General features: G+C 68.0%; 12 protein-coding genes. 3 read left to right on the forward strand and 9 right to left on the reverse strand.

What is annotated here, in order from left to right:
• Nucleotides 1–183: 183 nt before the first annotated feature.
• The 3 genes from OG985_RS48550 to OG985_RS48560 are packed head-to-tail and all read left to right on the forward strand — an operon-like array spanning nucleotide 184 to nucleotide 3,333.
• Nucleotides 184–1,269, forward strand: a complete 1,086-nt coding sequence (locus OG985_RS48550; protein ID WP_144316336.1) for a tyrosine-type recombinase/integrase — start codon at nucleotides 184–186, stop codon at nucleotides 1,267–1,269.
• Nucleotides 1,270–1,273: 4 nt separating this feature from the next.
• A complete protein-coding gene (locus OG985_RS48555) occupies nucleotides 1,274–1,588 on the forward strand; it encodes a helix-turn-helix transcriptional regulator (RefSeq protein WP_143612431.1) in 315 nt (104 codons plus the stop codon).
• A complete protein-coding gene (locus tag OG985_RS48560) occupies nucleotides 1,585–3,333 on the forward strand; it encodes a hypothetical protein (protein ID WP_371666388.1) in 1,749 nt (582 codons plus the stop codon). Before OG985_RS48555 ends, OG985_RS48560 begins: the two co-directional genes overlap by 4 nt.
• A 67-nt stretch (nucleotides 3,334–3,400) precedes the next feature.
• Here the strand turns inward: OG985_RS48560 and OG985_RS48565 are convergent, their stop codons facing one another.
• The 9 genes from OG985_RS48565 to OG985_RS48605 all read right to left on the reverse strand — a co-directional run bounded on the left by OG985_RS48565 (nucleotide 3,401) and on the right by OG985_RS48605 (nucleotide 10,502).
• Complete coding sequence (locus OG985_RS48565; protein ID WP_371666387.1) at nucleotides 3,401–3,829, reverse strand: TadE family protein; 429 nt, start codon at nucleotides 3,827–3,829, stop codon at nucleotides 3,401–3,403.
• A 3-nt stretch (nucleotides 3,830–3,832) separates the two neighbouring features.
• Nucleotides 3,833–4,048 (reverse strand): hypothetical protein, encoded by a 216-nt coding sequence (locus OG985_RS48570; RefSeq protein ID WP_371666386.1) that lies wholly within the window; start codon nucleotides 4,046–4,048, stop codon nucleotides 3,833–3,835.
• Nucleotides 4,049–4,094: 46 nt separating this feature from the next.
• Nucleotides 4,095–4,979 (reverse strand): type II secretion system F family protein, encoded by an 885-nt coding sequence (locus tag OG985_RS48575; protein WP_371666385.1) that lies wholly within the window; start codon nucleotides 4,977–4,979, stop codon nucleotides 4,095–4,097.
• Nucleotides 4,976–5,926, reverse strand: coding sequence for a type II secretion system F family protein (locus OG985_RS48580; protein ID WP_371666384.1), 951 nt, complete (start codon nucleotides 5,924–5,926; stop codon nucleotides 4,976–4,978). Before OG985_RS48580 ends, OG985_RS48575 begins: the two co-directional genes overlap by 4 nt.
• Entirely contained in the window at nucleotides 5,923–7,422 is a 1,500-nt protein-coding gene (locus OG985_RS48585; RefSeq protein WP_371666383.1) for a CpaF family protein, read from the reverse strand. Before OG985_RS48585 ends, OG985_RS48580 begins: the two co-directional genes overlap by 4 nt.
• Complete coding sequence (locus OG985_RS48590; protein WP_371674199.1) at nucleotides 7,412–8,239, reverse strand: hypothetical protein; 828 nt, start codon at nucleotides 8,237–8,239, stop codon at nucleotides 7,412–7,414. Before OG985_RS48590 ends, OG985_RS48585 begins: the two co-directional genes overlap by 11 nt.
• The gene (locus OG985_RS48595) at nucleotides 8,239–8,883 is read right to left on the reverse strand and encodes an SAF domain-containing protein (RefSeq protein ID WP_371666382.1); all 645 of its coding nucleotides are present in this window, start codon (nucleotides 8,881–8,883) and stop codon (nucleotides 8,239–8,241) included. Before OG985_RS48595 ends, OG985_RS48590 begins: the two co-directional genes overlap by 1 nt.
• A 75-nt stretch (nucleotides 8,884–8,958) precedes the next feature.
• The gene (locus OG985_RS48600; RefSeq protein ID WP_371666381.1) at nucleotides 8,959–9,894 is read right to left on the reverse strand and encodes an ATP/GTP-binding protein; all 936 of its coding nucleotides are present in this window, start codon (nucleotides 9,892–9,894) and stop codon (nucleotides 8,959–8,961) included.
• The gene (locus OG985_RS48605; protein ID WP_371666380.1) at nucleotides 9,888–10,502 is read right to left on the reverse strand and encodes a hypothetical protein; all 615 of its coding nucleotides are present in this window, start codon (nucleotides 10,500–10,502) and stop codon (nucleotides 9,888–9,890) included. Before OG985_RS48605 ends, OG985_RS48600 begins: the two co-directional genes overlap by 7 nt.
• Nucleotides 10,503–10,507 lie beyond the last annotated feature (5 nt).

The raw sequence follows: 10,507 nt of genomic DNA on the forward strand, positions 1-10,507 counted from the left end.
GGTTCACCCTCCCGGTGCCGCTACTGCCGTGAGTTCTTGCTGCCCAGGAGTTCCCCGGTGGAGCTGCTTCCCAGGCCAGAGGCGGTTCACCCCGTTGCCGCAAGATCTCGACCTTTCGTCATGATTCTTGAAGGAAAGTGGAAAAGCCTGGCGTACAGACGTTCCGAGTGAACTGAGGAACCCATGGCGCTGGCGGTTGTCCGTTCGATCGGCTCCGGACGCGAGCTGCGCTCGGAACAGGAGCGAGAGGACTTCGAGCAGGAACTGGTGGATCAGTACGCGCTGGCGATGGTCGGAGCGGGATGGGCCGACAGCACCATCGCAGGCGAGCGCGGGATGATCTTCGAGTTTCTGCGGTTCCTGGGACGCTCGGTATGGACGGCCCAGCCTGCTGACGCAGACCGCTTCCTGGCCTACCAGCGAAGAGATCGGGCCCTGGCCAAGTCGACGGTGCAGAAGAAGGCGCTGGCCATCGCCGGACTCTACGACTTCCTCCTGCTGCGCTATCAAGGCGACATCCACGCCCTGACTGGGCACGCGCTGGTCCAGCCGATCGACGAGTTCAACCGGCCGGCGCGGATCGGCGGCGATTCGGTACGAGTGCCGCCGACCGATCCGGAAGTGGAGCATCTCTTCACGAACTGGGGCGCCACACTCCCCGGTGTCCGCAAGTTCCTCCCGGCCGCGCGGAACTACTTCGCTGCGTCCCTGTGGCGCCGCGGAGGGCTGCGGATCAATGAAACCGTCATGCTCGACATCCGGGACTGGCGTCCCGACCTGGGATCCCACGGCAAACTGCACGTCCGGTACGGCAAAGGCAGCCGCGGACGCGGACCGAAGACCCGGTTCGTGTCCGCGATCAACTCCATCGACTCGCTCATGAACTGGTGGCTGACCGACATCCGTCACCAGTTCGGCGACGACTGGCAGCGCTCGGACGCACCGCTGCTGCCCAGTGAGCGCCGCGACCCCCTCACCGGATACTGCACCCGAGTGGGTGACGACGCACTCCGCTCTGGCCTGGCCCAGGCCGTGGCGACCTGGCTGCCGGAGTGGAACGACCGACTCACCCCACACGGGCTGCGGCACTACTGCGCGTCCTCGCTCTACCTGCGCGGCCTCGATCTCAAGGCCATCCAGGAACTCCTTGGCCATGAATGGCTCGCCACCACGACTCGTTACATTCACGTCCATAACGACCACATCGAGCGGGCCTGGGAGGACGCCAACGAGCGCGTCACCGCCCGGTTCTGCGGAGAGGCGAGGTGACCCGATGCGCTGGCAACTTCGCATGAGAGCAGCCGAACAGGGCATCTGGAAGTCCACCGAACTGCGCCGCCGGCTCTCCGAAGCCGGCCTGGAGATCAGCGCCGGCAAGATGTCGGCGCTGTGGACCGGTACTCCGACGACCATCCGGCTCGATGACCTCGACGTGCTCTGCGCCGTCCTGGAATGCAGCCCCACCGACCTGCTTATCTGCGAACCGGACAAAGTCGCGGCCCGCAAACCGGCACAGCCCGCCGAGGCAGTGGGCGGGCCGGTGATCACGCCGCGGTTCGGGCGCAACCGCTCGGCGCCCCCGGCATGACGCGCAACCACCCGCGCATCTGTCCGGGATGCCGCACCAAGCCGGTCGCCACCAGCCGGTCCGACCTCTGCTACGACTGCATGCCTGATGGTCCGCACGTCCCGCCGCGCTGCCGGGACTGTGGATCGGACCGCGACTACTACTCCAGCGGCCTGTGCCGGCTCTGCCACCACTTCGCTCCCCAGCCGCCGGGCTCCTGCCGGGACTGCCATGCCTGGGGCGTGACCCGGCGCGGCAACTGGCTGTGCAAGGGCTGCACTTCGTGGCGCGCACGGCCCGAGCACTACCCGGTCGCCACCTGCCCGTTCTGTGAACACCGCCGCCCCACCAAACCGGGCGGAACATGCCGGCTGTGCTGGCGGCAGACCGTCGCTGAACGCGTCCGACGCCACGCGAAGTACTTCCCGGCCGCCGAAGCCAACCGGCACGGCCAGCAGCTGTACTTCGCCCTGCCCACCCGCAACCTCCGCGCGGCGGGCCCACGCTCTACAGCCGCTGTCACCCTCGCCCACCCGGTACCGGTGGAGCACCGGCAGACGGTTCTGTTCGATCTCCCGCGCGACCTCGCCACAGGCCTTCGCCGTTCCTTTCCCGAGCCACCTGACCTCGGCGCGGCAGCCTTCCTCGACCACTTCACCCTTCAGCGGGCGGCACAGCACGGCTGGACGAAGAGCCCCACCAACCGCGTCCGTCACGGCATCCGGATCCTGCTGGGCACCCAGGACACGCCCGGCGCACCGATCCGGGCCCAGGACGTCCAGGCCCTCTCCTCGATCAGACTGCCCGCTGCTCAGATCGGCAGGGTCCTGGCGGCCGTCGGCCTCCTGGAGGACGACCTCGTCTCCGCCGTGGTGCCGTGGTTCGACCGGAAGACCGCCGGTCTGCCCGCCCCCATGGCTGAGGAACTGCGGACCTGGTTCGACATCCTGCTGAACGGCAGCAGCACCCCTCCGCGCAGCCAGCCTCGCGACCACAAGACCATCCGTCTTCTGCTTCTGTGGTCCTTGCCCGCGCTCGAGCAGTGGGCCGCGACGGGCCACACGACCCTGAGGGAGATCACCCGAGAGCACGTGCTGGACGTGCTTCCCCACAGCGGCACCGACCGCTCGCATCAGAGCCAGGGACTTCGCTCGCTCTTCCGCATCCTCAAAGCAAGCAAGGTCGTGTTCACCAACCCCACCGCCCGCCTCCGCACCCTCAGGGCCGAGGGCCGCGACCCGCTGCCCCTGGCACCCGTGGTCGTACGCGAACGTCTGGACAGCTCGCACCCCACAGCCGCCCTCGTCTCCGCACTGCTGGTCTTCCACGCGCTGATGCCGGGACAGATCCGCCGCCTGCACCTGGCCGACATCCACGACGGCCGACTGCACCTCGACGAGCGAGACATTCCGCTGGCCCGCCCGGTTCAACAGCGGCTGACCGCATACCTCGACCACCGGCAGCGGCGTTGGCCCCGCACTCTCAACCCGCACCTGATCATCAACCTGCAGACCGCCCCACGCACCGACCCAGTAGGACCGATGTGGTTCCACCGCCTCTTGGGTATGACCCCGAGGCATCTGCGCGAAGACCGGATCCTCGACGAAGTGCTCGCCACTGACGGAGATCTCCGACGCGTCTGCGACCTCTTCGACATGAGCATTCCCGGCGCGGTCCGCTACACCAGCTCCCTCGAGAACCCCGAAGTGCGCCGACTCTTCGAACGCGACACGGCCCAACACCGGTCGAGTTCGCGAACTCAATGATCCAATAGCCATCAGTGGCACCCCCTTTCCGTGGGTTCGCCGCAATCCACCCTTCAGAAATCACGAACTAACGGCCGATGACCGTCCAGCGCTCCACGGCCCCGGACGCCGACTGGGTGACATGCAGGCAGGAAACCCCCGGGATCATGGACATCGCCGTTCCCGACACCCGTACCTGGACACGCTGACCGTCGCTGCTGGCGGACACGCTGTAGTTGCCCAGGCTGTCTCCCGCGCTGCGCTCCAGCACGCTCCGCGCCTGCGCGGCACCGTCGGCCGCACTCGCCTGGTAGGCGCGCGCCGCGGTGGCTCCCTCACGGGCAGCGGTCAGCGCGATCTGCCGGGCGTAGTACCACATGGAGGCTTGGATGACGGCGACCGTGGCGAGCAGCACGAACGGAAAGATGATCGCCATCTGGATGCTGGTGTCACCGTGATCGTCGCGCCATCGTCGCCCCTGCCACCAATCGGTCAGCCGCTCGGGACGAATCGTCATCGGTCACAGTCCATTGAGCTTGCCGTTGTACTTGGCGATCACGATGGCGATGGTCCCGGCGATCAGTACCGCGCCGGTGACAGCGGCGACCCAGATGATGACGGTCGTGGTGCTGATGTCCCCGCGGTCCGGTCGCCGCTTGGCCTCCTCCAGGCTCTCCTGCAGACGAGTGGTCGCCCAGTGCACCGCACGGTAGGTACGGGCTGCGGTGTGCTTCATGATCGGTACTCCTTGCTCCTTCAGCGGTTCAGTAAGTCGAGATGGTCTAGACGGTGAGCATGCGGATGACTGCAGGAAAAGCCATCAGAAGCATGACCAGGACGGCGAGCAGCGCTCCCGGAGCGGTCATCTTCTCGCTGGCGGCGTTGGCCTCCGCGGCTTGGTCGGCGAGCAACTCGGCGTTGAGGGCGGCCGTACGTGCCCGCAGCGCCTTGTAGACGGCGGCTCCGTCGGTCGCGCTGCCGCGCATGATGTCGGCGACGTCGTCCAGAACGGGCAGGTCGTACTCGGCGGAGAGCTCCGTGAGCGCCTGGTACGGCGGGATCTTCTCCAGCCGGGCCCGGCGCAGCGCCGCCTGCAGATAGAGGAAGGGCCATCCGCGGCCGACCTCGGCCGCCTTCTCCAGTGCCTCCGCAGGGCCGGCGTCGGCGGCCCGCTTGAGCGCGACCAGGTCCAGGTAGGCGGACAGAGCGTGCGCGAACTCCTCCCGCGCCCGCTTGGCCTGGTCACGCACCGCGAGATCGGGCGTGATGAACAGCAGTCCCGCGATGAGGAGTCCGACCCCGGCGGGAACGTAGAACGGCAGGGAGACGCCCGCGATGATCCATGGAATCGTCGCGATCACCGGGCAGAGCAGGCCGAGAGCGGCAAGAGCCGTCTTCTTGAGCATGAACTGGCCCGGCCCCTGCCCGAGCAGGGCCAGGTTGGTGCTGGGGATCCGGACACCGGGCAGGCGCTCGAGGCGGGCCAGCAGCCACCGCCCCCACACTTCCTCGCGGTCCAACTCCGGTTCGGGCATGGTCAGAGTGGCCGGGGCGCTGCGCGCGAGGGCCGGCCCCAATGCGGGCTGGGGACGTAGGAGTTCCCGCACCAGCACAGCCAGGCCGGCGCCGACCGTACCGCCGCTCAGGACGACAGGAAGCAGATTCACGAGCTGATTCCTTCCGGCTCGCGGCCAGCGACCGGGACATCAGGCTCCGTCGCGGGCGCAGGCAGGCGGACTGTGCTGGACGGGTCGGCGATCAAGAAACGCGGGAGGCGGCGGAAGGAGCCCAGCTGCCGCATCAGAGCGAGGACTGCGATGAACCCGGCTGTCAGAAAGGCCAGCACCAACTGTCCCAGCAGCGTGGAGTACGGCTTGGTATAGGACGGCACGAAGAACCCGGCCACCACGACACCCACGGTGATGATGGTCATCCAGCGCACCGTGGTCCGCGGCTTGGCCCGGTCGGCCTCGATGGCGCGCTTCTTCGCGACTTCGTCGCGGACCGTCCCCGCCAAGTCCTCCAGCGCCTGGGCCAGGCCCGGGCCACGGTCGTTGACCGACAGGACGAGCGCGGCGACCACCTTGTCCGAAGTGACATCGTCCAGTTCATCGGCGAACGAGCGCAGCGCCAACTCCGGCCGCCACCCCAAGCGCAGCCGGTCGGACAGGTTGACGATCTGCGGGGACAGTTCCTCCGGAGCGCCCTGACGGCTGGTGATCATCGCCTGTTCCAGACCCATGCCCAGGCGCAGGAGGCCGGCCAGCCGCTGGGTCCACTCACTCAAGCCCTCCAGCTGGCCGATGCGTTCCTGCGCCATTTGCGCCGGGGTGATCAGCCAGGGCACGCCGATGACGGCCGCGCCCAGCAGCGCACCGCCTACGAAGTTCCCGGAGACCAGCCACACGCCCACGAAGACCACGACCCCTGCGGCGGCGAGAGTCCGCCGACGCAGCCGAACATCCTCGCTCTGGTCCTTTCTGGTGCCCCAAGACCGCCACCGCTGCCGCAGCGGGGCCCGTCGCGGTGCCGTCGTGCCCACGAACCCGGCCACGACACCGACCAGCCCGCCGATGACGGCCATGCCAGACAGCAGCCCGAACAGCAGGATCATCGCCCGGCCCCCACCTTCAGCGGCAGAGGCGCCTGCCAGGATCCATAGGGCTGCTGCAGCAACGACGAGTCGAAACCGACACGCCGCAGGTCGTCCACACAACCCGGATCCATCCGCGGCACTGCCCGCAGCTCCCCGAACTCGCCGCCTGGGGCGAAGACTTCGTTGGTGGCGGGACGGCCCGACTCGCCGATTCCGGTCAGCTCCAGGACGTGGGAAACGTAGCGGTGGCGGCGGCCGCCGATCTGCGTCTCGTCCGTCATGTCGACGTACACGATGAAGTCCAGACCGTTCGCCGTCTGCCGGTAGGCCAGCTGCTCGGATAGATTGTCCTGGGCCAGCGCATACAGCTCGGCGATCCGGTCGAAGATGATGTCCGGGCGCCGGGCGTGGATGGTGCACAGATTGCCGCCCGAGCCGTTCGTCAGCGCCTGCATCATCGCGACGACCTCCGGGCCGCGGACCTCACCGACCACGATCCGCTCCAGCGACATCCGCAGCGCCGGATGCATCAGGTCCAGGAGCGTGACCTCGCCGGCGCCACGCCCGGTGACGTCCTTCTCCCCGTTGGACTCCCGCCCGACCAGAGACACCACCTGCCGGTGGTAGCCGTTTTGGTGGGCGAACAGCTCGTCCTCGGTCTGGATGGTGGCAAACCGCGTCTCGGGGTCGAATTCCTTGAGCATCGCCCGCAGCAGCGTCGTCTTCCCGGCCTTCTGCTTCCCCGCGATCATGATGTTCTTCTCCGCGCGCACGCACGCGCCCAAAAACTCCCGCAGGATCGGGTCGATCGTGCCCAGCCGGACCAGGTCGTCCAGGTCGGCGTGGGAGATGCGGTGCCGGCGGATGACCGCGTAGGTCATCGGTCCGAGTCCGGTGATGGCCTGCAGGCGGGAGCCGTCCTGCAGGGACAGAGCGAGGGTGGGGTTTGCCGTGGAGATGGTGCGTTCGTTGTGCCCGGAATCGCGGGCCAGCTCCCGCAGCAGTTCCAGGAGTTCCTCTTCGGAGTCGGCGATCGGCCCGACCATGCGGCGTTCACCGTCGCCGTAGTCGAGCCACACCTCCTTCGGGCCCTGGATGATGATGTCCTCGACCCGGTCATCGTCCAGATACGGCTGCAACCTGCCGGCACGGAAGAGAAGGTCGTAGACGGCACGGCGCAGGGCTTCGTCCTCCTGCGGCGCCATCGCCTGCGCGTCCGACCAGAGCGCGACCGCCTCGTTGATCCAGTCCAGGCAGCGCTGCTCTTCGCTTGCCCGATCCATGTCGGGCGTGGTCTTCAGCAGCTCCTCGCGCTGCTTGGCGACCTGCGCCGCGATGTGCCTGGCGACCTTGTAGTCGACGGTGACCTGAGGCGCTGTGGTGCCGAGCGCGTGGGTACTCGACGCGGCGCCGGCAGGGGCGGGGGTGCCGTTTGCCTGGTGCGGCCACGCCTGCTGGGGGCGGCCGGGCGGCGGCGCCACTGTCGGATCGGTGTGCAGAGGTCTACCGCGCACGGGTCACCTCACCCTCCGCGGCGTGCACGCCGCCCGGATCGAGGCGGGCCCGACGCGTTACCGCCCGCTGGACCAGCAAGGTGCTGCCCGTCCGGGCGGCCTTCATCAGCGGTGACTTGGTGAAGTGGCGCGGCCGTTCCGCGCCGTCGGACAGCACCTTGGCGTCCTTCGGCGCGTACGGCAGCGTCGCGACCACCGGCACCTGCAGCACGCGCTGCACCTCACCCGCAGGATACGGGCCCTCATTGATCATCAGCACGCTGACGTCACCGACCCGCTCTTCCAGCGCGCGAACCCGCCCCTCGGCTGCCTGCAGACAGCGCAGGGTGTTGCGCACCACCACGAACACGGCGTCGGCCTGCTCGGCCAGGACACCGGACGGGCCGAACGCCCCCCGGCGACCGAGGTCGATCAGAACGTCGTGCCCGTGCTCGGCCTCGATGCCGCGGAAGATGACGCCCAGGGCCTTCCACACGGAGCCCAGGCTCGCTGCCTGCGCGGGATCGGTGATACCCGGCAGCAGCAGCCGGTCGCGCGGCGACTCCTTCTTCCCTTCGTCGCTGCTCAGGTCGATCAGCTGACGGAAGAACGCGTCGCCGAGTTCGCCCTGCCGCGCAGCGACGGAAAGGTTGCGCAGCCCATACCGGTCGCCGAGCGTGCCCTGCAACAGACCGTGCAGTACAGCGCTGCCGTCGGGGTCGCACTCGGCCAGGATCATCCGCCGGCCCGGCTCCAGCGGCCAGGACAACAACAAGGCGAGAGCACTCGTGGTCACACCTGGCGCACCACTGCAGCCTGCCAGTGCGATGACAGCCATCAGCCACCGTCCGGGGCGGCGAGGACCATGCGCAAGGTGCCAGCCGACACCCAAGCGGCCGCCGTGGGACCGTCCGTGGCGGAGGTGGCCACGTCGACGACCACGATTCCTGTGCCAGGAGCAGCACTGGAGGCCTTCACAACCCGGCCGTCGATCGTCTGCGGTGCGGCATCGGACTTCTCACCAGTGTCCGTCGAACCCTGAGCCGGAACATGCACCAGCTCAACCTTCTGGCCCGGCACCAGCGCGGTGGCAGGAATCTGCTTGGGCTCCAGGCCGATCGGCACCAACTGCTCACCGGCCTTCACCAGGTTGTCCTTGGTCACCTGCGAGGGAGCGAGTAGGGAGCCGGGCTTGAGCTCCACGGCGGCCCGCTTGCCCACCACTGACCTGAGGTCGTCGACGCGTACCGCCTTGACGGCCGGGTCCAGGGCGACGGATGCCTTGCCCAGGTCGTCCTCGGTGAGGACTTGGCCCACCTGGACGTCGCGGACCACGGTCACCACATCCGTGCGGTTGCCAACCTGCAGCAAAAGGACGGCAACTCCAGCGCCACCGGCGGCGATCAGCGCCAGCGACAAGGCGATGACGCCTGGTCGTCGCCTACGAGCCGACACCCGGGGCGGGGCCACGGGCCCAGCCACTCGTCCCTGCTGAGGGACACCGTTCGGGGCTGTGTCTACTTGCGTCTTGCTCACCGTTCTGTCCTTCCGGCGGCGTTACCTGACGACCTGGACTTCGCCGACCGCCACCTGCATCTGGGACTGCTGGGTCTGGGTGAGCTGGCCGGTCTGCCCGCCTCCGCCAGCGGTGACTGTCCAGTTGATCGTCCACGTCGATGTCGCGGTGAGCCGGTACTCGCCGCCCGATGCAGTAGCCGATGTCTTGGAGTACACGTGCCCGCAGGTCGGGGACTCTGCCATACCAGCGGAAGCCCGGTAGACCGTGCCGGGGCCGTGACACGTCACGGTGGCGCCGTCGCCCATCTCCCAGACAATCTGAGAGACCTCGGCCGTGGCCGTCACAGTGACTGCGCCGGCAGATGCCGACGCGGACTGAGGCCCGTACGTCGTCGCGCTCCGGCTGACCCACATCCACATCGGCACACCCACCGTGTACTTTCCGGCCGCCCGCGGGCTGGCAATGTCCGGGCCCAGCAGCCGCATCTTCTTCACGGCCTCGCGAGCCAGCACCTCCGGGTCGACGGCCGCGCCGCCGCCTGGCGGCTGGGCGAACCATTGGGCGGTCCGGTTGGGGTTGTCCGGGCAGTAGGCGTCGTAGACGGCGCCGTCCTTCGAATCGTGTCCTTCCCATCGGGGATCGCCCGCAGGGGGCTGCGGCTTGGCCACCTGGAAGTAGCAGTTCATGCCGTTCACCCAGTCGCCGAGCCCGTCTAAATGACAAGGGACTTGGGTGTCACTGATCATGTTGCTGTCGTAGCACTTGGGCTTCTTCGTCGAGCCGCCGCCGTCTGAGGCCTGCTTGCCATCGCCGCCTTTGCCGGGCGTGGCCTGCGTGTCGTCCGCAACGACGCGGCAGCGGCCGGTCTGGTCGCACACCACCTTGCCCCCGCCTGCGTAAGCAACCGTTTGCCCCGAAGCCAAGAGGGCGAAAGTCGCCACGACGGCGCCCGCAGCAGCACGTCGAATCAGCATGGCCTCTCCTTGTTGGCCTTCTCATCAGTGACTCGCCACTGGTTAGCCTGCTTCTGGAGGTGCGCGGTGATGATGTAGCGCTTGACTTGATCGGGAGGCGAAACGCTCTTGCCGGTCCTCTTGTTGATCGGCTCCCAAGTGTTCATGTCAAAACAGACATGCAGCGTCGCGCGCTGAGCCTCGCCGCCGCCCGGGCCGAGGCTGACGTCGTCCTCGCCCGCGATGACCTTGGGCTCGCCTTTGCTGACGATGCCGTTTCGCATGTCGATGAACACGGCATCCTTCACGTCCCGCAGCGCCTTGCCCGTGGCGTACTTAGTGATGTTGCTCCCGGCGAGGGATGACTTCGCGTAAGCCTTGACCGTCTCATCGGTCATGCCCTGGTAGGCGGCAATGACGGCCTTGCGGGCTTGCGCCTCGTCGGCGGACACGGTCTCGGTGGGCTGGGCGCTGCTGGGGGTTGGCGACGAGTCGGCCTTGGTTCCACCGCTCGAGGAACAGCCGGCTGCGAGGGTGATCGCAGCAAGTGCAAGCAGAGCCGAGGCTGCCGCGCGCCGATTCCGAAAGCGAACAGCGGCCAGCCTGGGGCCATGGTGTTCGTGTGTCACGTTGA

The organism is Streptomyces sp. NBC_00289 (genome assembly GCF_041435115.1).
In the GTDB taxonomy this organism is placed as follows: domain Bacteria; phylum Actinomycetota; class Actinomycetes; order Streptomycetales; family Streptomycetaceae; genus Streptomyces.

What these genes read in the sequence shown, in the direction of transcription:
- OG985_RS48555 (WP_143612431.1), top strand. Translation starts at nt 1,274, where the DNA reads ATGCGCTGGCAACTTCGCATGAGAGCAGCCGAACAGGGCATCTGGAAG.
- OG985_RS48550 (WP_144316336.1), top strand. Translation starts at nt 184, where the DNA reads ATGGCGCTGGCGGTTGTCCGTTCGATCGGCTCCGGACGCGAGCTGCGC.
- OG985_RS48560 (WP_371666388.1), top strand. Translation starts at nt 1,585, where the DNA reads ATGACGCGCAACCACCCGCGCATCTGTCCGGGATGCCGCACCAAGCCG.
- OG985_RS48580 (WP_371666384.1), bottom strand. Translation starts at nt 5,926, where the DNA reads ATGATCCTGCTGTTCGGGCTGCTGTCTGGCATGGCCGTCATCGGCGGG.
- OG985_RS48570 (WP_371666386.1), bottom strand. Translation starts at nt 4,048, where the DNA reads ATGAAGCACACCGCAGCCCGTACCTACCGTGCGGTGCACTGGGCGACC.
- OG985_RS48600 (WP_371666381.1), bottom strand. Translation starts at nt 9,894, where the DNA reads ATGCTGATTCGACGTGCTGCTGCGGGCGCCGTCGTGGCGACTTTCGCC.
- OG985_RS48590 (WP_371674199.1), bottom strand. Translation starts at nt 8,239, where the DNA reads ATGGCTGTCATCGCACTGGCAGGCTGCAGTGGTGCGCCAGGTGTGACC.
- OG985_RS48565 (WP_371666387.1), bottom strand. Translation starts at nt 3,829, where the DNA reads ATGACGATTCGTCCCGAGCGGCTGACCGATTGGTGGCAGGGGCGACGA.